This is a genomic window from Wolbachia endosymbiont (group A) of Epagoge grotiana, assembly GCF_947251775.1.
Classification (GTDB): Bacteria; Pseudomonadota; Alphaproteobacteria; order Rickettsiales; family Anaplasmataceae; genus Wolbachia; species Wolbachia pipientis.
In genome coordinates, this window is sequence record NZ_OX366387.1 from 963524 (window position 1) to 987337 (window position 23814).

The window sequence follows — 23814 nt, forward strand, 5'->3', positions numbered from 1 at the left end:
AAGTACCCTCTTTGTCATTCCAGTGCCTCTTTCTCCTGTCATCCCAGTGCCCCCTTTTGTCATCCCAGTAGCCCCTTCCATACGCGTCAAGTTAAGAGATTGTGAGCAAATTTAGAGAGGTTAAAGTGGATACTCTAGCCCTTCTACGTTTGTCTTTTAATGAAAATCGCGACCAAGTTATAGTGAGTTTTTTAAGAAATGCTTTTAAACTATTAATTTTGGTTAATACTAAAAATAACTCTCTAACCCGCCTTTTTAGCTCAATAAATGCCTTTGTTAAGCTAAGTTCTGTATTCTTTTTCACTTCTGTGCAACCAACTATGCCGTGAAATATAAGAATTGCGCACAATTTAGCATATAGTTCACATAATACTCTGCATGGCTTTCCTTTTAGCTTATCAAGCCTGATATGGCTTTTATACAATTTAAATAATAACTCAATTTGCCACCTTACTCTGTAAATCGTTAATACTTGCTCAGCACTAATTTTATTTTCTGGAACATTAGTTATAAATATTGACCAGTTCAACAATTTTTGATTTCTTTTAGAGGATGTATATCCCTGCGATCTTGCTAATCTATTAGCTTTCCTTCTTCTGGCCATAGACTGTTCTTCAGTTAGTTTCTGACATATAATTCTTACTCTAATTTTTGCTTCTTTTCCTAACAATACCTCGTTTTCTAAAAATAACTTATCCTCTAAACATTCTAATAACTCCATTTTTTGATTTGTTTCTACATCATATATGTTGGTATCGGATTTATAACGACTTATGAAATAAGCTCCTATTTCATTGATTTGTTTAAAAGAACTTGGCACAAAATAACCGAGATCAGATATTAGCAAATCATTGCTTAATATATTACTTAAATGTTTCCTATATCCCTGGTCTGATCTTACCCCCTCCGTTAAATTAAGTTGGTCTATTATCTGATTCATGTAGTCGAAAACTAATTGTAACTTTATTCCAGACTTAGTATTGCTTTCATAGCCACTGTAGCTAGTACCATAACCTTTATACATCTCTTCCATACTGTTAGGTAGAGTAATATAGCTACTGTCCAATAATTTAACACTATTAAATTGCTGTAAGATTTTGCAATCAACTTGCAAGATATTTTTAAAGAGAATCACAGATTCATTATACATCCTTTTCATAAATTCCACTGCTTCTTCAGTAAATCTAAAATCCAAACCTTGTTTTGTTATATCTATCGAGTCCTCGTTTAGTAATTGACACATTGTTTCTACGCTACAATTATCAACTCCTATATTACCCAAGACCATGGCTTTTACGAATGATGAACCTTTTAGCTTTCTCTTTCTTTTTATAAACCTTGTTGTAATTGAGATTTTCTCTGCTTTTTCATTAAAAAATTCTTTGAGCTTTTTTGATAAGCAAGTTATTTTATTCATTGGTTCTCTCACTAAAAGTATATCTGGGAGAACTTATACCTTATTATTCTATCTCTTTCATACCTTTATTTCCTTAACTTGACGCGTATGGATACCACTACACTGTGAATTATACACCTAGTTCATATTTTTCTACGCTTATTTTATATTCCCTAAAACAGAAAAAGCCTTCCTCTTCCTACTCTTTCTTCCTTGGCTAATCCATAGTTAGCGTCTTTTGCACATGTGCGTTGCATTTTTTAATCTTCTTTAAAAACTTGACAATACATGACAACACTGGTATGTTAAAAATATAGTTTTTGTGAGGTATTTATGGTTAACAATAAAGAAAAACATCAAATAGCGTTTTGCGTTTCAGCCGTTACATTCTTAGCTGGGTTATCATTAATCGCAACTGCAATTGCAGTGGGTACCGTACCTGCTATAGCTGCTTGTCTAGTGATAGGAGGAATTTTGACTGTCTTGTCTGGTGTGCAAGCTTACTATTACCCATAAGTATATAAATAGTAAAAAAGCTGATATTTTACTAATTCAACTTTCTATTATAAATGGATCTATGGTCTAAAAATGGAATATATGATGAAAAGAACTATAAATACTTCAACTGGCGAATGGGCAGAAAGTGAATTTGGAATTGTTAATTTTGGTGATATAAGATTAAGTAAAAGGCTTCTAAAAATAGTTAATAGTTTTGCTGAATCGCCTGAGCGTTCAATAAATCAAGCTTGTGAAGATTGGCATCAAAGTAAAGCAGCTTATAGATTTTTCCAAAACGATGCCATTTCTGAGAGAAAGATATTAGAAAGTCATATAATTAAAACTGTTGAAAGAGCTAAAGAATACTCAACTATCTTAGCTATCCAAGACACGAGTTATATCTCATATAAAAATCATAAAAAGACCGAAGGATTAGGGATTATAGCAGCAAGATTAACATCTAAAACAACTAATTTTAAAACACATGGATTAGTGATGCATACAACGTTTGCAGTTACAACAGAAGGACTGCCTATAGGATTATTGGATCAAAAAATTAGTACTAGACCCTCCTTAGCTGAAGACCTAAAAGAGTTGAAAAGAAGAAGCCATAATACTGCTGTTCCCATAGAAGAGAAAGAAAGCATACGGTGGATAGAATCACTTAAATATTCTACTAATCATCCTGGATTAAAGGATATCAAGGTAGTTACCGTCTGTGACAGAGAAGCAGATATGTATGATTTATTTGAAGTTGCTTCCACTAATCAATCTCTTTTTGTAGTAAGAGGAAATCAAAACAGAACAATAAATAAGAAGTCGACTTATTCTGAAAAAGGTGGTGAAAGGTTGTGGGATCTGATGAATCGCATGTCTTGTCAAGGAGAAATACAAGTGAATATTCCTGCTCGCAATGATAAACCTCAAAGAACAACAGTTTTAGAAGTAAAGTTTAGCAACTTTGTGATGAATGCATCAAAAAATAACGCTAGACGTAAAACCCAAAAACTTCCTAATTTAAGTTTAAATGCTGTCTATGCTATAGAAAAATACTCCCCATTTGGCGAAGAGCCTGTGAACTGGATTTTGTTGACAAATATAAATATTAATAATTTTGAAGAAGCAGTAGAAAAAATACAATGGTATTGCTTAAGATGGAGAATAGAGGTTTTTCATAAAATTTTGAAATCTGGTCTTAAAGTTGAAGAATGTAGGCTCCAAGCAGCAGATAGATTAATCCGCTTTCTTACAATAATGAGTATAATTGCATGGAGAATATTTTTTATCACACTAGTAGCTAGAACAAATCCAAATCTTTCTTGCACTTTCATACTGACTGACGACGAATGGAAGGTTTTATATACCAAAATGCTTAAGACAAAAAACTATCCTGAGACACCACCACCTATAAGAGAAATTGTGAGGTGGGTGGCCAAGTTAGGAGGGTTTTTAGCTCGCAAAAATGACTTAGAACCAGGCCCTATAGCTTTGTGGAAGGGATGGAAACGTCTCTTTGATTTAGCAGAAGGATGGAAACTTGCTCATGAATTTTATACTTGTGGGTAATAGTAAGGTGTGCAAGCAGTAGAAAGCTATTTATTTTTACGAAACAGCGAGAAAACTTTGAATAAACTGATAAGTAATATACGCGATGAACCAGAAAGTAAACTTTTTATAGAAAGGATTTTGCAACCGTTCATTGAACTTTTTAGTGAGCTTAAGCAACATAATTAAAGTACACTAAGCTTTAAGCATAGAAACCACTTTATCGTAACTTGGCAATGATTCAATTTCTCCAATTGCAGCTAGAGTGGTTTTTTCATGCTGAGATAACAATTCTTCTGCTGCTTTTTTTACGTTAGCAGTGGTAACTGCACTAATTTTTTCTATTAATTCATTTTTACTGATGTACCTATTATAGTTACCGTAGTAGTGTCCCAATGTTTCAGCACGTGAGCTAACACTTTCGCGTGACATTAAAATTTGGGATTTTACTCGCTCTTTCACTCTATTTACTTCTTCTTCCTTCAGATCATCTGTAGACAACTTCTTCAACTCTGTCGTTATAGATTTTAAAAGCTTATCTAAGTTACTACTGTCTGTACCAGCAAAAATGGAAAACATTCCTGTATTAGTATAGCTGGAATTAAATGAATAAACAGAGTAAGCTAATCCCTGCTTTTCCCTTACTTCCTGGAATAAACGTGATGACATTCCGCTCCCTAATATAGAATCAAGCACTTGAAACGTGTGATATTTATCGTCATGGCGAGAAACACTAGGTAGACCAATTAGCAAGTGTACCTGATCTAATTTACGATGTTCTAAATACTCACCACCAGTACAGCTCGCATTTTGGCTTTTTTTCAGCTTTTTAGAATGAATCTTTGAGAGAAAATCTTTGGTTAATGCAACAACTTCTTCATGTTCAACATTTCCTGCAACGGCAAATAGCATATTCTCACCAAAGTAATGCTCATTTATGTAATTATCTAGATCTCCTCGAGTAAAAGATTTTACAGTATTTTGCGTGCCTAAGATTGACCTACCAAATGGTTGGTCTTTATAAGCTGCCTCAAAATATTTGTCGAAAATAATGTCACTTGGTGAATCATTAGTTTGAAAAATCTCTTGTATTACAACACCCTTCTCACGTTCCAATTCACCTTCTGGAAACGTGGAATTCATCAATATATCTATTAATATATCAATACCAGTTTTTATGTCTTTCTTGAGGACTTTTGCATAATAGGTGGTGCTTTCCCTACCGGTGCTAGCGTTGAAAACTCCACCTATGTCATCAAAAGCTTTTGCAATTTCAAAGGCAGTTCTTGTCTTCGTCCCTTTGAAAGCCATGTGTTCTAAAAAATGGGATATTCCATTTTGCTTTGCACTTTCTGCTCTACTGCCAACACCAACTCGTATGCTTAAAGCTACGGAATCAATATCACGCACCTGCTCAGTTATTATGCGCAGACCATTATCTAATTTTGTTACCCGGGGTATATTCATCTCATATATTCTTCTAAGTTCTCTTCTGCAAAATCCCAATTAATCAAATGATCAAGGAAAACTTTTATGTAGTCAATTCTACGGTTTTGACAATCTAAATAATAGGCGTGCTCCCACACATCCATAGTGAGTAGTGGCACTTGGCCATAAATTATTGGCAAATCTGCATTTGGAGTCTTGGTGATTTTGAGCTTTCCTAACCTACCTTTTTCGAGCACTAACCATACCCATCCACTGCCAAACTGGCTTACTCCATGACTCGAAAATTCTTCATAAAATTTATCAAAGCCACCGATATCGTCTTGAATTTTTTTTGCTAGAAGACTACCATCTTTAGGCTTACCACCACCATTTTTTTTCATTGAATTCCAATAAAAAGTATGGTTCCAAACTTGTGCTGCATTATTAAATATAGGCAAGATAGGCAAGTTGCCGCTATTACCATGCACTTTTGTTATTAATTCCTCAATTTTTACATGTTGATAATCTGTATTTTCAACTAGCTCGTTGAGTTTATTTAAATATCCTTTATGGTGCTTATCATAATGAAAATCTAAGGTTTTTGCAGATATATAAGGCTCCAAAGCTGTTTTATCGTATGGTAATTCAGGTAAAGTAAAACTCATAAAAACCTCTTTATTTCTAACCTACTTGGATGGTAGGGCAATATATGCTTTTGTGCAACATATAATTAATAGCTAAAACATTTAGGTATCTATTGCATTATTCTAAATTATACTACAATAACGATTATTATATAAGCCATAGAAATGGATTAAATGCAAAAGTTACTTGACACCCTTCGCCAACCCCCTTATCATGAAACTGAAGCTATTTATTTATCTTCTCTGTACAGATTAAATGACAAAAAAACTCACGTATCTGGCGTCTCATGCTTAATTTTTTGTACTATGTGCACCTTATGTCTTATAAAATTTCTACCTACATAAGCTGAAACGCGCTTATAAAGCGTTTAAAACATAAAAAAACGCCAACTTAAAAAATGGATAGTGAATAACTAGCTACCCTAGGGTTTCTTTTGCCTTTTTTCTGTTTAGTAAATTTCTTAACGTTTATAATTTAGATTAGTTGCGGTTTAAAAGTAGCTGAATCGCGGTTATTAAACGTTTAGAATAAAAAAACGCCATACTTGAAAGTATAATGTAAGTAATTAGCCAACCACGGGGCTTCTTTTGCCTTTTTCTCCGCTTGGTAAATTTCTTAATGTTTATACGGAAGGTGTCATTCCAGCGCGTGACGCTGGAATCCCAAAAAAAGGATGATGTCATCCGAGTAGCTGACACTGGGATGACAAAAAAAGGAGCACTGGGATGACATCATAGGGGCGCTGGCCTGACAATCGTCATTCCGCTACGTGTTAGCGGGATCTAGAGATACCGTGACGGTATGACAAGGGAGAACAGTTGTATTCCTGCACAATTTATTCTCATGACAAAAACGTCTTAACTTTCTCTCTACTTTTTCTGGGTAAGGTCAATTTTGTGAAAAAATGGATTGAATTATAGGCAGATTTGGCTATTATTTGTAATACATGGGTATTAGGTAAAATGTTTAAATTTGATCCTTTATTATTAGCTCGAATTCAGTTTGCCTTCACAATAGGCTTTCACATTATATTTCCTGCTTTCACGATCGGGCTTGCAAGTTTTCTAGCCTTTTTGGAATGGTGTTGGCTTAAGACTGGTGATACACGTTTCCGTGATGTTTATAAATTCTGGATCAAGATTTTTGCCGTTGCTTTTGGCATGGGAGTGGTATCTGGAGTTGTAATGTCATATCAACTTGGTACCAATTGGTCGATTTTTTCTGACCGCATAGCCAATGTTCTCGGCCCTCTATTTTCCTTTGAGGTTTTAACAGCCTTTTTTCTGGAGGCATCTTTTTTGAGTATTATGCTATTTGGATGGAATAGAGTAAGTTCTCGTATGCACTTTGCTTCTACTTGTATTGTTGCAGTGGGAACGCTTATTTCAGCTTTTTGGATTATTGCGGCCAACAGTTGGATGCAAACACCCGCTGGATTCACGATTGGTGAGAATGGTCTCCTATATCCAACCAATTGGTTAGAGATTATTTTTAATCCTTCTTTCCCTTATCGCTTTATTCATATGGTAACAGCAGCCTATCTTACAACAGCTTTTGTGGTTGGTGGTGTAGGAGCATTTTATCTTTTGAGAAAACGACATGCTCCTCAAGCAAGAATTATGCTTGGTATGGCAACCATTATGGTAGCTTTAGCTGCACCATTTCAGCTGTTCATGGGAGATAGGCATGGATTAAATACACTAAAGCATCAACCTGCTAAGATTGCTGCAATGGAAGGTATATGGGAAACCGAAAAAGGGGTTGGCTTACTTTTATTTGCTTATCCGGATCAGCAAAATGAAATTAATCACTACGAGATAAAAATTCCTAATCTTGCCAGCTTGATCTTAACACATGATTTTTTAGGAGAAGTAAAAGGATTAAAGGAATGGAAAAAAGAAGATAGACCACCTGTAGTATGGGTATTCTGGTCCTTCCGTATAATGGTTGGAGTTGGAATTTTAATGATCATAATTGGGTCAGTAAGTGTTATACAGTATCTTCGTGGCAAATTATTCCAAAGTTGTTTCTTACATGGATGGTGGATATCAATGATGCCGTCTGGGTTCATAGCGTTACTTGCAGGTTGGTTTACTACTGAAATTGGCCGTCAACCTTACACTGTATATGGAATTATGCGCACAATTGAATCATTTTCACCTGCGATTACCGGTCCTCAGGTTGCATGGTCTTTGATTGCATTTATCGTTATGTATACCCTTATATTTGGAGCAGGTAGTTACTATATTCTGAAACTTATATACAAAGGAATTCCTGTCATTAAAGAAGAAGAGCAATTTTATAAATACGGTATTGGAGCTTCAGTGATTGATGCTGGTACATCTGGAAAGGACAACAATCATGTTTGATTTTTCTTCCTTAATTAATTTACCCCTAATCTGGGGATTACTAATTGCCATAGCTGTTTTACTGTATATTTTAATGGATGGGTTTGATTTAGGTATTGGTATTTTACTTCCTTTTGCACCGTCAGATAAATGCCGTGATCACATGATAAGCTCAATTGCACCATTTTGGGATGGAAACGAAACATGGTTGGTATTGGGTGGTGGAGGGTTGTTTGCTGCTTTTCCTCTTGCATATTCAATATTAATGCCTGCTTTTTATATTCCAATCATTATTATGCTGCTTGGCCTTATAGTGCGCGGAGTATCCTTTGAGTTTCGTTTTAAGGCAGAAGGAAAATACAGGCAATTATGGGATTATGCCTTTCATTTTGGGTCACTTGGTGCTGCATTTTGCCAAGGCATGATTTTAGGTGCATTTATACATGGTGTAGAAGTAAACGGACGCAACTTTTCTGGTGGCCAATTTGATTGGGCAAGTGCTTTTAGTGTAATGACAGGCATTGCTGTGATATTTGGATATGCACTTTTAGGTTCTACATGGCTCATAATGAAGACAGAAAATATAACACAAGAATGGGCACGCAAGGTTGCTTCTTATACGCTTGGTTTTGTAGGTATTTTCATGGGACTAGTGAGTGTAGTGACACCATTTTTAAATGAACGTATTAAAAACTTTTGGTTTAGCATGCCAAATTTTTATTATTTATTTTCTATTCCATTACTCACATCTTGGCTATTTTTCATGCTGTGGTTTGATCTTCAGAATACTAAACAGGAGTACCGTCCATTCTTTCTCAGTATTGCTATTTTTTTTATGGGATATTTAGGTTTAGGAATTAGTATCTACCCATGGATTATACCTTTTCAATATACCATTCTGGATGCAGCCGCTTCTGGGCCAAGTTTATCTTTAATGCTCATTGTTATAATACCGCTTTTACCAATCATTTTAACTTACACTGGTTATTGCTATTATGTCTTTCGTGGAAAATCAAATTATGAACACACATATTAAGGAGTTAGTGACCTTATGGTTAAAACGTTACCCTTAAATCAAGCAGTCGTTCAGGCAATGGCGTCAACTCAAGAACCTTCATTAGCAAACCCTCCTATGGATTTTCTGAAAAGTTTTTGAGTATATTGTATTTTTAATTTGTAGAATAAGTTTTTTTCCTTTTTGCATGCTAACCAAAAAGGGTTCTGTCATCCTTCTTGTCATATAAGTAGCTTGACGCGGGCATTCAGTTTTCTTTATAATTTTCTTTGTGAAAGAACAAAAATGCTTATTTGTAACCATAGCTGGCTTACCAAATGCTGGGAAGTCTACATTAATTAACAGCATCATAGGCAAGAAAATTGCAATTGTCACCCCTAAAGTGCAAACAACAAGGACGCAAATAAGGGGTATTGCAACATGCAACAACACACAAATTGTCTTTACTGACTCCCCAGGAATTTTCTCAGCAGAAACAAAACTTGAAAAAGCTTTAGTCAAATCTGCATGGTCGGCAGTTAAGGATAGTGACATCACTTTGTTGCTTGTTGATGTAAGCAATTATTTGAAAAATATAGAAAGAATTAAGACTATATTTATGCGGCTGCAGCGCACAAAAGGCAGATGCATTTTGGTTATCAATAAAACTGATTTGGTAAAAAGGCCTGAATTAAAGATGGCGCATGAGCATCTGAATTTGCTTTATAAATTTGAAAAGGTTTTTATGATATCAGCATTAAAGAATGATGGACTTTCTGATTTGATGAATTACTTGTCTGAAGTTGCATCGGTGAGCCCCTGGTTTTATGAAGAAGATCAAATAACCGATTCCTCGACAAATTTTTTATCAGCAGAAATTACGAGAGAAAAATTATTCTTGAACTTGCGTGAAGAATTGCCATACTCTACAGCTGTTATAACTGAACAATTTGAGGAAAAAAAAGATAAGAGTTTAGTCATCAAACAGATCATATTTGTGTTGAAAGATAGTCATAAAAAAATAGTACTAGGAAAAGATGGCAGTAATATTAAAAAAATTAATATCGAAGCGCGTGCTGAACTAGAAAAATTATTTGAGTGCAAGGTACACCTCTTTTTATTTGTGAAAGTGCGACCTTGGATCAACCGTCCGGAGGAGTATATAGGCAATGCTTAATTCTTTATTGGTATTTGATATTGAAACTATACCAGATGTAAATTCCTGCAAAAATTTACTCAATATTAGTGATGATAGTAGTGTAGAAGAGAAGAGGGATGCATTAACAAAATATCATCTTGAAATAACAAACGGGCAAAACTCTTTTCTGCGTCAGCCTTTTCACCTTGTTGTAGTTATTAGTTTTTTACTTTGCAATATAAGCTACCAGAGTGGTTATGAGGTGTTCACACTGCAAGAAATAAGATCTGGAGGCACACTAAATTCCAGTGAAAAGGAGCTAGTGAAAGGATTTTTTAACTACATATCAGAGAAAAAGCCAAGATTAGTTTCGTTCAACGGACGCACTTTTGATATACCAGTGCTGAAGTATCGTGCTATGGTCCATGGCATTCAAGCAGAATATTTTCATAAAGCTGGCGATAAGTGGAATAGTTACAATCAGAGATATAGCAGTGATTGGCATTGTGATTTGCTTGAATCCCTCTCTGATTTTGGAGCTTCTGCGAGAGTAAAAATGAACGAAGTTTGTGCAGCATTTAATCTTCCTGGTAAGATTGGAGTTGATGGGTCACAAGTTATGGACTTATACGATAGCGGCAAGATACAAGAGATTCGAGATTATTGTGAAACAGATGTAATTAACACTTATTTGATTTACTTAAGGTTCATGCATCATCAGGGAAGGATTACTACTGAAAGCTACAACAAAAGTGTGGAAGAGCTGCTTTTAGAGTGCGAAAAAAAAGAATACCTAAAGAAATTTAAAGAAGAATGGCAAATAACTTGTGGTGGAAAAATTTTACTTCCATAGAATAAATAGTCGAGTTATAATGCACTAACAAGCGAACCTCTGTACTAAATTTTGGTTAATATACACGTTGAGCATATTAAGAAAGTTGCTTTTAAGGTATTGCATTTTACTTTTATTTTCGTTATAAGGTTGCTTTAAGTTGAATTTTCAACATTTTTATACTATTTACATTTAAGATATGATTTCGAAATTTTTTGGGGGCACTTCATGAAAAAGTCTATGTATACTAGAACTGTTCTAGTTTCTTTATTAACTTTATGTTCTTTCAGCAGTTTTGCAGCTGACTTTCCTGATGAGAGTATGAAGGAAATAAAAAAGCAAGAGAGCACAAAAACTTCTGGAAAAGTGGAAGTTATGAAAACATCAAATAAAAAACTGAAAGAAAAGATGGACAGAATATGTAATGCTGATCCAAGAAAAAAAGCTGAAGAGCTTAAGAAAAAAGAAGAGCTAAGATTAGCAGCCGAGCAGAAGAAAAAAGAGGAGATCAGGCTAGCAAATGAGAAAAAAGCAAAGCTTATAGAGGATTCAAAAGCGAAAGCTCTAAACGCTAAGAATTCTAATATAGAAAAAGGTAAAGTTTCAAAAACTAAGCGTTCTAAAACTAAGAATGCTAAAGTTGAAGCTAAAGATGTAAAGAAGGATATAAAAGTTGTTAACAAAAATACAGAGGAAAAAGGTAAGGCAAGTCCTGTTGTTTCAGTTGGTGGAGTTGATATTATCGATACCAATCAAGGGCAAAGTAATTTAAGAATAACTTTTGGTGGTGTTGTTGATGCTCAAGGTTATGGCAAAGCTGGACCAAGTGGCGCAGATTATAAACGTTATAACGTTATGCCAAACAGATCTACAGAGTATTATAATGCCACTTCAGGTATAACAAGAGGAGCAAATCCAATATTCTATGAAGGAATAGGAAATATTGGTGATTACAGCAACGATATGGGTATGATTGCTGACGCGATATTGCACCTCAGAGCAGAAAATAAGAATGAAGATTTAGGTCTTCTTTATGGTGCTGACGTGCAGTTTCATGTTCCAGTGACCGAAGGTAAGGGAGCTTCACAGGGTGTTTATGCTGCAAAAGGCAGAAGTGCGCATGTGTTTGTTAACTCAAAATATGGTGACGTGAAGCTTGGTTACCAATTTGGTCCTGAGGCTCTGATGAGGCTTGATGCAACAAGAATTGCGACTGTTGACGGAGCTGCAGATAGTGACTGGTTCAGAAAAGTGAACTTAGAAGGAAGCGCTGCTAGCTTTCCATTTTATGTAACACCACGTCTTTACACTGAAAGTTTTTCGAGTGAAAGTGAAAAATTCTCTTTCCGCATGGCAGGGAAATATAACAAAGGCGTTATGACTACACTGCCATTTAGAGTTGCCTACTACTCACCAAATCATATGGGCGCAAGGTTTGGCATCAGTTATGCACCTCGTTATGATAGTAGCTTGTTTATTGTGAAAGAAAAAGAAGAGAAAAACGGTAAGGTAAAAGATAAGATAAGGCATGTCGGTCCAGACTATGAGCACATAGTAAGTGCTGGTGCATCATATGAATATGACTTTGATAAATATAATGTAAAAGTTAAAACTTCTGCAGTTGGTGAGTATGGCTTTCCAAAGCAACCAAGTAAAGATAAGCATCTTTATAAGGAATTTGTGGAGTATAATGACCTGATGGGTGTTAATTTTGGTGTAAGCGCTGATTATAAGATTAATGAAGATCAAGGCGTAAAGTTTGCTGCCTCTTTTGCATACTTGGGCAAATCTGGTCAACCGAAGGGTATTAAAAAATTAATTGGTGATACCTATACGGAAATTGATAGTAAAGATGCTACTGATGGCAAAAGAGTGGAAGGGCTGAAACCTCAATTTGGTAAAGATAGTATAGATACCATGTATTGGACTGTAGGAGCTGGGTATCAACATGAGAATATCTACACAAGTTTGACGTATTTTGGCAGCAGAATGAATGACAAAGATATGCTTCATGATGGTGCACTTGGCGTTCAATATGATCTGTCTCCTGCATGCAGTAAGAACAAATTTGTTCCTTACGCAGCTCTCCATTATTTTATGACTAACGAAACAGGTAAGCTGAAAGATGAGTCTGATGCTGATGTACCTTCTAACCAAGGAATTCTCCTTCTTACTGGTGTGAAGTTTTCTTTCTAACCAGCCAGTACACACCACAGTTAACTGTGGTGTATTCTTGTCTGTTAGTGTTTATTTGTCGATCAAATAAACATATGGTGTCCTCTCTCCTGTCATCCCAGTGCGTGACACACAACTGTACGAACATTGTGATTTGAGGACACTCCACCAAGAAGGATGTCATCCCAGTGCCCAGACACTGGGATCCAGCTTTCCATGCAACTTCATCAAAAGCGTTTATTCAGCATAAGATCAGCCACTTTTTATGCTCACCAAATCAGTTTGCTTACTTACAAGCAAAATTTCCTGGATTCCAGTGTCAAGCACTGGAATGACACCCTATGGTCACCGGAATGACGCTTTATGGCTACTTAGATGATGAAAAAAGAACACACTGCCCTTATTCTACTGGCCGTATAGCTACTTTCAAATTTAATCAATTAAGCAGGAGGCCCCTATGCAAACCACACTAAAAAATCATTTAGCTGGAGAATTACTTACCACCGCTACGTGCTGGAAATTAAAGCTCGCAGGTGGAGAAGTAATGGGATTCACTGACTATGATGAAGATTTAAATATTGATAATATACTCTATAAATCTTCAAGTGGATTTACAGCCAGTAGTATAATATTAAACAGCGATTTAAAAACTGATAATCTAGAAATTGAAGGGATATTAAATAGTGCTGATATTAAAGAAGAAGATGTTTTATCAGGAAAGTACGACTTTGCAAATATTGAAATATTTCTTGTGAATTATAAAGACTTGACCCAGGGAACAATGAATCTACATTCAGGAATTTTTGGTAAAGTGACATTAAGTAGTGGAAGATTTATTGTTGAAATTAGAGGGCTTTCAGCAAAGCTTGAGAGAAGCATAGCAGAATTATACTCTCCTGCATGCAGAGCACAATTTTGCGATGATAAATGTAAAGCCGATACTAAAAAATTTAGTAAAATAAGTACAATCACTAAAGTAATAGACGAAAGAAGATTTGAAGACACGAATTTAACTGAGAGTGATGAATATTATAAGCACGGAGTAGTAAAATTCTTTGGCTCAATAGCGTTTGAAGGTGTAGTAAAAGAATATAAAAATAAAGTAGTTACGTTGTTTACTTCGCCTCCATACCAAATTTTTGCTGGAGATAAATATTCAATACTCGCAGGTTGCGATAAAACATTTCCAACTTGCAGAAGCAAGTTTAACAATACTGTGAATTTTCGTGGTGAACCCTATATACCAGGTTTTTATATTGTTTAGCAGTACAATTTTCAATATTATGAATAAGCATGGAAAGGTGGCTGAGTGGTCTAAAGCACACGCTTGGAAAGCGTGCACATATGAAAATATGTCGGGGGTTCGAATCCCCCCTTTTCCGTATGTTACTTCTAGAATAGTATAAAACCCCCGGTCGCGCACACAACTGTACGAACATTGTAATATGGTACAATGTTACAACTATGCGGTGGTAATTTACGATAAATTCATGTAGCCATTTCAAATTTAGCCATACCAATGTCAGTAAATTGATTAAGCAAATAACACTTGAGTAGCAGTTCCTTCCCACGATTAATTTCAGATTTGTTCCGAAAATTAAACCCGAATGTTTGTTTCAGTCGCGAGAAAAAACTTTCTACATAAGATCTTTTTCCGTAGTTTGTTTGTCTTTTCCACCTCTTCATTCCATCTTCGCTGTATGACTTTATTAGTCTAATTGCAGCATTTCTCTCTGCCATACTTTGGATGCTCTGCTGCATTGTTTTTTTGGAGGAATTTTTGTCTTTATGCCGCATTCATCACAGAATTTATAGAGTTTATGTCTGTCATATGCTCCATACGCGTCAAGTTAAGGAAATAAAGGTATGAAAGAGATAGAATAATAAGGTATAAGTTCTCCCAGATATACTTTTAGTGAGAGAACCAATGAATAAAATAACTTGCTTATCAAAAAAGCTCAAAGAATTTTTTAATGAAAAAGCAGAGAAAATCTCAATTACAACAAGGTTTATAAAAAGAAAGAGAAAGCTAAAAGGTTCATCATTCGTAAAAGCCATGGTCTTGGGTAATATAGGAGTTGATAATTGTAGCGTAGAAACAATGTGTCAATTACTAAACGAGGACTCGATAGATATAACAAAACAAGGTTTGGATTTTAGATTTACTGAAGAAGCAGTGGAATTTATGAAAAGGATGTATAATGAATCTGTGATTCTCTTTAAAAATATCTTGCAAGTTGATTGCAAAATCTTACAGCAATTTAATAGTGTTAAATTATTGGACAGTAGCTATATTACTCTACCTAACAGTATGGAAGAGATGTATAAAGGTTATGGTACTAGCTACAGTGGCTATGAAAGCAATACTAAGTCTGGAATAAAGTTACAATTAGTTTTCGACTACATGAATCAGATAATAGACCAACTTAATTTAACGGAGGGGGTAAGATCAGACCAGGGATATAGGAAACATTTAAGTAATATATTAAGCAATGATTTGCTAATATCTGATCTCGGTTATTTTGTGCCAAGTTCTTTTAAACAAATCAATGAAATAGGAGCTTATTTCATAAGTCGTTATAAATCCGATACCAACATATATGATGTAGAAACAAATCAAAAAATGGAGTTATTAGAATGTTTAGAGGATAAGTTATTTTTAGAAAACGAGGTATTGTTAGGAAAAGAAGCAAAAATTAGAGTAAGAATTATATGTCAGAAACTAACTGAAGAACAGTCTATGGCCAGAAGAAGGAAAGCTAATAGATTAGCAAGATCGCAGGGATATACATCCTCTAAAAGAAATCAAAAATTGTTGAACTGGTCAATATTTATAACTAATGTTCCAGAAAATAAAATTAGTGCTGAGCAAGTATTAACGATTTACAGAGTAAGGTGGCAAATTGAGTTATTATTTAAATTGTATAAAAGCCATATCAGGCTTGATAAGCTAAAAGGAAAGCCATGCAGAGTATTATGTGAACTATATGCTAAATTGTGCGCAATTCTTATATTTCACGGCATAGTTGGTTGCACAGAAGTGAAAAAGAATACAGAACTTAGCTTAACAAAGGCATTTATTGAGCTAAAAAGGCGGGTTAGAGAGTTATTTTTAGTATTAACCAAAATTAATAGTTTAAAAGCATTTCTTAAAAAACTCACTATAACTTGGTCGCGATTTTCATTAAAAGACAAACGTAGAAGGGCTAGAGTATCCACTTTAACCTCTCTAAATTTGCTCACAATCTCTTAACTTGACGCGTATGGTCATATGCTCTGTCTGCATATAGTGCTTTTATGGCATGCTGAAAATTAACTCCTTTAAGTAAATCGCAAGCTCCATAGTGATCAGACCGTTACTGTATTTTGCAGCTATGGCTTTTTTGCTGTTTATATTCAACATTACATGCAATTTTCTTGTCTGTTCATAGCCACGATATTTTCTATCAGCGCTATTTTCCTTGCTGTGTGTTGTTATAAATGCTGATGCTTGTGCTATCTATGGCAATTTCGATATCTTCCATATTATTTTTATCAATTCTGCAATCATTGATCTTAATATTAAGTTTTTTTTGAAGCTTGCGAATAGCTGATAACTGCCAAATCTCTTCCTATTTGTTGCAAATATCCTTTTATAAACCCGACTGTTTGTCTTAAGCCAATTCTAAAAAGATTAACGATTATATGCACTAAAATCAAAACTTTATCACTATAAATATAGTTGCCGCCCTGCATTTTTGGACTATTTTCATACCAATTTTCGATAGCTTTATCGATGTAACGAAAAATATTTCCTCTTTTTTCTAGAAATTTGTTATATTCATGGCAGTTACTAACTCTCATTTTTTGTGGCATATTTTTTCTTCAACAGTTAAATAGCTATTTATAATGAATTTTGTCAGTAGCCACCAGATTTTTTCAGTTGCTATGCAACAAAGCTATCCCAGTGTCAAGCACTGGGATGACAGGAAAAGAGGCTATTTGGATGACATCTTTCTTCTTGGTATAAATTATTTTATATCTCAATGTTCATACAGCTATGCACGTTGCTGCATAGTGGATGAGGTGTACTACCTCTAAGAATATACATTATCTCACATAATAATATAATATTTCGTTCATAAATCAACGTTTTTAACATGCAGCAAGAACATTTCCGTTGTAATTAAGGTTCTTAAGATGTATATTAATGAATCTTGTTTTCAATAAATAATGAAAGTAATAATTGTCATGATAATGTTATTGTGTAGCAGTTACACAATGGCAAGCGAGAGAATAAGTCTAGTGGATAAAAAACTATCTCAAGGATATGTAGCTCCAGTGCTTATAGAAAATAGCGTTATTTTATCAGACAAGCACGGCGCTTTATATTCCTTTGATATTGATAACTCAAAGGCTATGAATTGGAAATTACACCTCTCACATAGGAAAAAAATTGGTAACATGAGCCTATCACATTATGAAAAAAATGTTTTCTTTATAGTGGATAACACTTTACACGCAATAGGCGCAAAAACTGGCAAGATTGAGTGGGAAAAAGAATTGAGAGCTCCAGTAAGAGGAAAAGCAGCAGTAATAAATAATAAATTGGTAGTATTGACTATTGATAATTATCTGTACGTGTTTGATATAAAAGATGGCAGCTCCGCTTGGGCTTATCAAAACGGTATCAATGAGGTTCGAGGTTTGTATTCCATATCGCCAACAACTTCTAACGATAAAATAATAGCACCATTTTCAAATGGTGAGTTAATAGCTTTTAATGAAGATGGTAAAAAATTGTGGAGCCAAAAATTGGCTACAAACCTTTTGGATACACAGCTCACAGATGTAACTACTACACCGAGAGTGCTTGGCGATACTTTAATAGCTACAAATAATTCTTATATTTATGGTATTGACGTAAAATCAGGAAATATTTTATGGTCAAAGTCACTGCAAGTAAAAAGTGTATCAGACATTGAGTCATATTATAGTCCTCTTATTCCTGCAGAGAAACAAAAAGAAGGCGGAAGAATTTTTATAGTTACTAAAGATGATAAAATAATTGGCCTGGATATAAAAAATGGAGAAATAGTCTGGGCATCTGATTTAATAGAAAATACGCAACTATTTGCTCCAATTATGCATGCCCATACACTGTGGGTGACAAGCAATAAAAGTTCAATGTTTGCTTTTCCGGGATCTGAAAGTGCAGGAAAGGTAGTAAAAGTACCTGGTAATGTGTTTCACACTCCAGTGTTTACTCGCAATAAGATATATGTAACAACTGAGGGAAAAGGTGTTTATTCTTTAGAAAATAGGTTTGTTTTTTATGACTGATTATGATTTAATTGTTATAGGTGGTGGCCCAGGAGGCTATAAGTGCGCTATCGCTGCTGCAAAACTTGGATTGAAAGTTGCCTGTATAGATAAAAATAGCATTTTTGGTGGCACATGCCTCAGAGTTGGGTGCATACCCTCCAAAGCATTGCTCCATTCTTCCTATCAGTATGCTCACACGAAAAATGATCTGTCGAAGCTTGGCATAAAAATTAAGGACGCAAGTTTCGATTTAAAAGAAATGCTAGGTTATAAGGACGCCAGAGTTCAGGAACTTGGAAAAGGTATAGAATATCTGTTTAACCTTCACAAAATCACTAAAATCAATGGGCTTGCTTCTTTTGACCAAGGTAATCTTGAAGTTTCAGTTGAAGGTAAGGTGCTGAAGACAAAAAATATAGTAATTGCAACCGGTTCTGACGTTATTTCTTTGCCAGGAATTAATATCGATGAGAAAGACATTATTTCTTCCACCGGTGCACTATCTTTAACTGAAGTACCAAAAAAACTTGTCGTAATCGGAGCTGGGGCAATAGGGCTTGAAATGTCTTCTGTATGGAGGAGGCTAGGGTCTGAAGTCACTGTAGTAGAATTTTTTGACAGAATCGCTGCAGCAATGGATGGAGAATTAAGTAAGTCTCTACTTTCTAGTCTACAAAAACAAGGAATAAAATTTTTACTTAGCACTAAAGTTGAGGAGATAAAACAAAGTAGTAATTCTTTGAGTGTGAAAGTTTGCTCTGTAAAAGATAATCAAACAAACACTATAGAGGCGGATAAGGTATTGGTGGCAGCAGGACGCAAACCATGCACTGAGAATCTTGGTATTGATGAAAAAATAGAAAAAGATAATCGCGGTTTCGTTCAAGTTAACAACAGATATGAAACTAATGTGAAAGGAATATTTGCTATTGGTGATGTGATCGGTGGAGCAATGCTTGCTCATAAAGCAGAGGAAGAAGGAGTGGCAGTTGCAGAGATAATAGCAGGACAGTCACCTCACGTTGATTATGGAATCATACCATCTGTCATTTACACTCACCCTGCGGTTTCTTCAATCGGTAAAACTGAAGAGGAGTTGAAAAGTGTTGGCCGTAAGTACAAAGTTGGTAAATGTCAATTTGCTGCAAACGGCAGAGCAAAAATAACTGATGATGCTGAAGGATTCGTGAAAGTGCTGACTTGTAGCAGGGCAGATACAATACTAGGTGTGCATATCATAGGAGCATACGCTGACACGCTAATCAACGAAGCAGCGGTTGCAATGGCATATGGCGCAGCAGTAGAGGATATATACAGAATTTGTCACTCTCATCCTGATATAAATGAAGCCTTTCGAGATGCGTGCATCGATGCTTTCTTTAAAAAATAATTGTGGACCTCGGTTCAATCATTGAAAAATGGTATGAGTGGCTGAGGTGCAACAGATCTTATTCACCAAACACTTTGGAATCATACATGAGGGACTTGAAGGATCTTATAAGTTTCCTAAATACTCACATTGGTGGAGAAGTAAATGTTGGTACTCTGAAAAATTTAAGCATACCTGAGTTAAGAAGTTGGCTTACCTCTCGTTACGCAAGAGGTGTAAACGCAAGATCCAACACTCGAGCACTCTCAGTAATCAGAAATTTCTTCAAGTACATAAAAAATAACCACAATATAGACAATGAAGCTGTATTTTCCTTATCAAGGCCAATTCAGAGAAGAACTCTGCCCAAAGCATTATCAATACCTAATATAAAAACTTTATTGAAAGAAATGAAACTATCCGACCTGGGTGAACCTTGGGTGGTAAAAAGAGAAATTGCGATTATCGTCCTGCTATATGGTACAGGCTTAAGAATCAGTGAAGCGTTGAACCTTAGGGTTAGTGATATTAACAATGAAAGTTTAATAGTAACAGGTAAGGGAGATAAACAAAGGCAGGTATTCATTCTTCCGGTAGTAAAAAAATGTATACAGGAATATGTAAAAGCCTGTCCTTATCTTGGCATTAATGATGAAGCACAATATCTTTTTTTGGGAGTAAGAGGAAAAAAATTGGGAAGAACTTATGTGGCCAATCGTTTGCAAAAAATAAGGAGAATGTTAAATTTACCAGAAATTTTATCTCCACATGCATTTCGCCATAGTTTTGCTACTCATTTGCTTCAGGAAGATATTGACATAAGATCAATACAACAACTGCTTGGTCACTCAAGCCTGGAAACTACTCAAATTTACACTCACCTCAATTATCAAGATGTTTTTAACATGTACAAAAATTTTCAGCAGGGCCTGGAGAAGAAATCAAAACTTTAACTTCGTTCTAAACCACCAAGCTGAGTGCTTTCAACATCACTAAGTATTGTGTTTGCTTTATATAAATTACAACATCCTAATAAAAAAAAAGCCAGTGCAACTGCTGTAAAGAAAGCACTTATTATCCCTGGATAATCTTCTATTACTAAACATGCAACAACAGTATATACTCCAAGCAATATAAAACATGCAGAAGCGTAGTTGCTTAGTTTTCTACCAGAAGAAATTGCTTGCGAGGATTTTTCGTTTTTATTACTACGGAGTAGTCTATTTTCTGATGAAAGCCTATCTCTTTCTTCCCTTACTTGTTTCAAATCTCTTTTTAATTGTAAAATTTCGACAGTGTCGCTTGCTCTTCCATACACAATTCTATTAAGTCGAGTTACTTCACTATTTAGATCATTGATTTTTGTTTTTTGAGCCGATTTTTCCTGTCTTACTTGCCCTAAATCTCTTTCTAATAGTGAAATTTTGCTAGTTTTATTCGTTAGCTCTTGCTCTTTCTCTACAAGTTGAGCTTTTGTTCTTTCAAGCCCTTGTAAAAACTTCTCAAAATCTTCTGGTATATTATTCGTATTTGCAGGAAATTTTTCATTTAAATAATCTTTAATAGAGTTAACTGGATTATCAACACCCCCCAATGCAGCAGTAACAACTGCACGATTTATAAAACAATTATCTTCTACTAATTTTTTCACATCATCTAAATCTTTTCTATTAATAGTATCAGTTAATCGGCTCTGAATAGCTTGTTCAATTGTTTGCTTTAATTGTGCATACTGCTCGTAACTAAAATCTAGGTCTTTATGTTTTAAAAGTTTTGTCAATACTTCTTTTTTATCTTCTGTTATCGTTCGTAAACATAATCGAATAATTAAGCTAAGTGGTGTTTTTATTCTTCCATCTTGGGTTCTTCTCCAGCAATTAGGATGAAGCTCTTGATTCAATAGTGTTTTCGCTTGGCAAATATTTCCGCTAGAAAGAGCAGCTAATAATTCTTTTCCTTTCTGTGCTTTTTGTATTTCTATTATCAAATGCCCAGCACGATTTTGTCTAGCACATTCCTCAGGATTTTGATGGTTTTTATTGGTTAGATAAGTGTTTATGTTTGGATGACTTAGTAAGAGTTGTAAAGTTTTCTTTTATTGAAACCACATTGCTAGATGCAAAACTGTATTGTTATTATTTTGTTCAGAAATATTAACATCTATGCTCCGGTGCAGTAGGAGCAACCTAATCATATTCTGATATTCTTTTTCTGTTTCAGAGCCTGCAGACAAATTAGTAACTATGGACATCAAAGGTGTCATGCCTTCTTTATCAAACGCATTAACATCCGCACCCTCTGCCAGAGCTTCTTTAAAATCTTCTAGGTTTCCATCATCAATAGCCTTAAATAGCTGTTTTGTTGATTCACTTAGCTGTCTTGAAGTTGTCGGATTTCGAGCTTGCGATGCCGTGTTATCACCACCTCCATAAGCTCTATAATATGCTACACCGTTTCTATAAGGCATACTAAACCCTCTTTATTAATGATTTACTAATATAATTATGTAAAAGAAAAGGAAAATTGCAAGCAATTTATCTAAAATCCTAGAATTAACTACGACTCCAAAAACTTTTCTGCATCAAGCGCAGCCATGCATCCTGTTCCTGCTGCAACTACTGCTTGACGATATACCTTATCTTGAACATCACCTGCAGCAAACACTCCTGCCCTACTAGTTAAAGTTGTTCCAGGTTTTGTAATGATGTAACCCTGCTCATCCATTTCAACAAAGCCTTTAAAAATACCCGCATTTGGTGCATGCCCGATTGCAATGAACACTCCATCCACTTTTAATTCTTGGGTTTTATCGATCTCTGCTGATTTAATCGCAATACCAGCAACCCTTTTTGGATTTTCTTCTCCAAGAATCTGCTCTACGGTATGGTTCCACATTACTTTTATTTTATCATTTTTAAAGAGCCTATCTTGCATTACTTTTTCCGCTCTTAATTTATCACGCCTGTGTATTAATATCACTTCTTTGGCAAATCGAGTTAAAAATATTGCTTCTTCAACAGCAGTGTTTCCACCACCAATCACAGCTACAACTTTATTCCTAAAAAATGCACCATCGCAAGTCGCACAAGCTGAAACCCCATAACCCTGAAATTTCTTTTCACTTTCTAAACCAAGCCACTTCGCTTGCGCACCAGATGCAATGATAATTGCATCTGAATAGTAGTCATTGATATTACCAGAAGATCTAAATCTATACTCATTAAAGTCCTCAAGTTGTTCAACGCTTTTTATCTCATCATCTATTATTTTTGCTCCAACCTTTTCTGCATGAAACCTCATTTGCTCCATTAGTTCTGGACCCTGTATTGAAACAAAACCAGGATAGTTTTCAACATCTGTAGTAATTGTAAGCTGACCACCAGGCTGCATTCCCGTTACTACAATTGGCTCTAAGTTTGCACGTGCTGCATATATAGCGGCAGCATAACCCGCTGCCCCAGATCCAATAATAAGAACTTTTGTACTAAATTTATAATTCTTCACTGTATGAGTTTAGATAATCAGCTACTCCTTCATCGCTTGCCTGCATTGCTGGCTTACCTTTCTTCCACCCTGCTGGACATACTTCACCATGCTCCTCATTATGTTTAATTGCATCAACGATTCTAACGAATTCATCGATATTACGCCCTAAAGGCAAATCATTTATCGATTGATGACGTACAATAAATTTATCATCAATAACGAAAGTTGCTCTCAGCGCAATTGAGTCATCATATAAGACCCCATAGTCTCTTGATATAGACTTTTTGATATCAGACACTAAAGTGTAGCTAATCTCTCCAATACCACCATCATTAACTGGAGTGTTTCGCCATTTATAATGTGAAAATTTTGAATCTACACTTATTCCTATCACTTCAACACCACGCTTTGCAAACTCATTTATTCTATTATTGAGCGATATCAATTCAGTTGGGCAAACAAAAGTAAAATCAAGTGGATAGAAAAAAAGGACAGCATACTTATTTTTTATGCGCTTACTCAGACAGAAATCATCAACAATTTCTCCGTCAGAGAGAACAGATGAAGCAGTAAAATCGATAGCAGATTTTGTTACAAGATTCATAATTAACCTATTCTTTTAAAATAACTTTAATTTTACATCTTGATAAACTTAT

General features: G+C 35.1%; 19 protein-coding genes, 1 tRNA gene and 2 pseudogenes. 13 read left to right on the forward strand and 9 right to left on the reverse strand.

What is annotated here, in order from left to right:
- Window positions 1-91: 91 nt before the first annotated feature.
- Window positions 92-1417, reverse strand: a complete 1326-nt coding sequence (locus tag OPR50_RS04435) for an IS4 family transposase (RefSeq protein WP_264339118.1) — start codon at window positions 1415-1417, stop codon at window positions 92-94.
- A 312-nt stretch (window positions 1418-1729) separates the two neighbouring features.
- On the opposite strand from OPR50_RS04435, the gene OPR50_RS04440 reads away from it, so the two are divergent.
- Both OPR50_RS04440 and OPR50_RS04445 read left to right on the forward strand, forming a co-directional pair.
- Window positions 1730-1912 (forward strand): WD_0736 family protein, encoded by a 183-nt coding sequence (locus tag OPR50_RS04440; RefSeq protein WP_265023843.1) that lies wholly within the window; start codon window positions 1730-1732, stop codon window positions 1910-1912.
- Between the two features lie 81 nt (window positions 1913-1993).
- Entirely contained in the window at window positions 1994-3460 is a 1467-nt protein-coding gene (locus OPR50_RS04445; protein ID WP_265024323.1) for an IS4 family transposase, read from the forward strand.
- Between the two features lie 174 nt (window positions 3461-3634).
- Here the strand turns inward: OPR50_RS04445 and OPR50_RS04450 are convergent, their stop codons facing one another.
- Both OPR50_RS04450 and OPR50_RS04455 read right to left on the reverse strand, forming a co-directional pair.
- Window positions 3635-4906, reverse strand: coding sequence for a M16 family metallopeptidase (locus OPR50_RS04450; protein WP_265023844.1), 1272 nt, complete (start codon window positions 4904-4906; stop codon window positions 3635-3637).
- Window positions 4903-5532, reverse strand: coding sequence for a superoxide dismutase (locus tag OPR50_RS04455; RefSeq protein ID WP_265023845.1), 630 nt, complete (start codon window positions 5530-5532; stop codon window positions 4903-4905). Before OPR50_RS04455 ends, OPR50_RS04450 begins: the two co-directional genes overlap by 4 nt.
- A 942-nt stretch (window positions 5533-6474) precedes the next feature.
- Between OPR50_RS04455 and OPR50_RS04460 the strand changes: the two genes are divergently transcribed.
- From OPR50_RS04460 to OPR50_RS04490, 7 genes are all read left to right on the forward strand, one after another.
- On the forward strand, window positions 6475-7881 hold the full coding sequence (locus OPR50_RS04460; RefSeq protein WP_265023846.1) for a cytochrome ubiquinol oxidase subunit I: 1407 nt from the start codon (window positions 6475-6477) through the stop codon (window positions 7879-7881).
- Window positions 7874-8896, forward strand: coding sequence for a cytochrome d ubiquinol oxidase subunit II (gene cydB, locus OPR50_RS04465; RefSeq protein WP_265023847.1), 1023 nt, complete (start codon window positions 7874-7876; stop codon window positions 8894-8896). Before OPR50_RS04460 ends, cydB begins: the two co-directional genes overlap by 8 nt.
- A 250-nt stretch (window positions 8897-9146) precedes the next feature.
- Complete coding sequence (era, locus tag OPR50_RS04470; protein WP_265023848.1) at window positions 9147-10031, forward strand: GTPase Era; 885 nt, start codon at window positions 9147-9149, stop codon at window positions 10029-10031.
- Window positions 10024-10845, forward strand: a complete 822-nt coding sequence (locus OPR50_RS04475; protein WP_006279435.1) for a 3'-5' exonuclease — start codon at window positions 10024-10026, stop codon at window positions 10843-10845. Before era ends, OPR50_RS04475 begins: the two co-directional genes overlap by 8 nt.
- A 207-nt stretch (window positions 10846-11052) precedes the next feature.
- Window positions 11053-13020 (forward strand): WD0745 family porin, encoded by a 1968-nt coding sequence (locus OPR50_RS04480; RefSeq protein ID WP_265023849.1) that lies wholly within the window; start codon window positions 11053-11055, stop codon window positions 13018-13020.
- Window positions 13021-13456: 436 nt separating this feature from the next.
- Window positions 13457-14263: a DUF2163 domain-containing protein gene (locus tag OPR50_RS04485; protein WP_010962809.1), complete on the forward strand. Its 807-nt coding sequence runs from the start codon at window positions 13457-13459 to the stop codon at window positions 14261-14263.
- 31 nt (window positions 14264-14294) lie between these two features.
- Window positions 14295-14381: transfer RNA gene (locus OPR50_RS04490), tRNA-Ser, on the forward strand.
- 106 nt (window positions 14382-14487) lie between these two features.
- Here the strand turns inward: OPR50_RS04490 and OPR50_RS04495 are convergent.
- Window positions 14488-14834, reverse strand: a pseudogene (locus tag OPR50_RS04495) (transposase); the annotation flags it as partial.
- A gap of 92 nt (window positions 14835-14926) precedes the next feature.
- On the opposite strand from OPR50_RS04495, the gene OPR50_RS04500 reads away from it, so the two are divergent.
- Entirely contained in the window at window positions 14927-16252 is a 1326-nt protein-coding gene (locus OPR50_RS04500; protein WP_264339118.1) for an IS4 family transposase, read from the forward strand.
- Here the strand turns inward: OPR50_RS04500 and OPR50_RS08815 are convergent.
- Window positions 16248-16854 (reverse strand): annotated as a pseudogene (locus tag OPR50_RS08815) (transposase); the annotation flags it as partial. The gene OPR50_RS04500 and the pseudogene OPR50_RS08815 overlap by 5 nt on opposite strands.
- Window positions 16855-17211: 357 nt before the next feature.
- On the opposite strand from OPR50_RS08815, the gene OPR50_RS04510 reads away from it, so the two are divergent.
- Genes OPR50_RS04510 through OPR50_RS04520 form a run of 3 tightly spaced genes read left to right on the forward strand, consistent with a single transcriptional unit; the run spans window position 17212 to window position 20625 of the window.
- Window positions 17212-18321 (forward strand): outer membrane protein assembly factor BamB family protein, encoded by a 1110-nt coding sequence (locus OPR50_RS04510; RefSeq protein ID WP_265023851.1) that lies wholly within the window; start codon window positions 17212-17214, stop codon window positions 18319-18321.
- Window positions 18314-19693 (forward strand): dihydrolipoyl dehydrogenase, encoded by a 1380-nt coding sequence (gene lpdA, locus OPR50_RS04515; RefSeq protein WP_265023852.1) that lies wholly within the window; start codon window positions 18314-18316, stop codon window positions 19691-19693. The genes OPR50_RS04510 and lpdA overlap by 8 nt, the downstream gene beginning before the upstream one ends.
- Before the next feature lie 2 nt (window positions 19694-19695).
- Window positions 19696-20625 carry a tyrosine recombinase XerC gene (locus tag OPR50_RS04520; RefSeq protein ID WP_264339486.1) on the forward strand — a complete coding sequence of 310 codons (930 nt, stop codon included), beginning with the start codon at window positions 19696-19698 and terminating at the stop codon, window positions 20623-20625.
- On the opposite strand, the gene OPR50_RS04525 is transcribed toward OPR50_RS04520, so the two are convergent.
- From OPR50_RS04525 to OPR50_RS04540, 4 genes are all read right to left on the reverse strand, one after another.
- A complete protein-coding gene (locus tag OPR50_RS04525) occupies window positions 20622-21659 on the reverse strand; it encodes a coiled-coil domain-containing protein (protein WP_265023853.1) in 1038 nt (345 codons plus the stop codon). The genes OPR50_RS04520 and OPR50_RS04525 overlap by 4 nt on opposite strands.
- A gap of 108 nt (window positions 21660-21767) precedes the next feature.
- A complete protein-coding gene (locus tag OPR50_RS04530; RefSeq protein WP_265023854.1) occupies window positions 21768-22139 on the reverse strand; it encodes an ankyrin repeat domain-containing protein in 372 nt (123 codons plus the stop codon).
- A gap of 89 nt (window positions 22140-22228) precedes the next feature.
- Window positions 22229-23176 carry a thioredoxin-disulfide reductase gene (gene trxB / locus OPR50_RS04535; protein WP_264339488.1) on the reverse strand — a complete coding sequence of 316 codons (948 nt, stop codon included), beginning with the start codon at window positions 23174-23176 and terminating at the stop codon, window positions 22229-22231.
- Window positions 23163-23762, reverse strand: coding sequence for a peroxiredoxin (locus OPR50_RS04540; protein ID WP_012673206.1), 600 nt, complete (start codon window positions 23760-23762; stop codon window positions 23163-23165). Before OPR50_RS04540 ends, trxB begins: the two co-directional genes overlap by 14 nt.
- Between the last annotated feature and the right edge of the window lie 52 nt (window positions 23763-23814).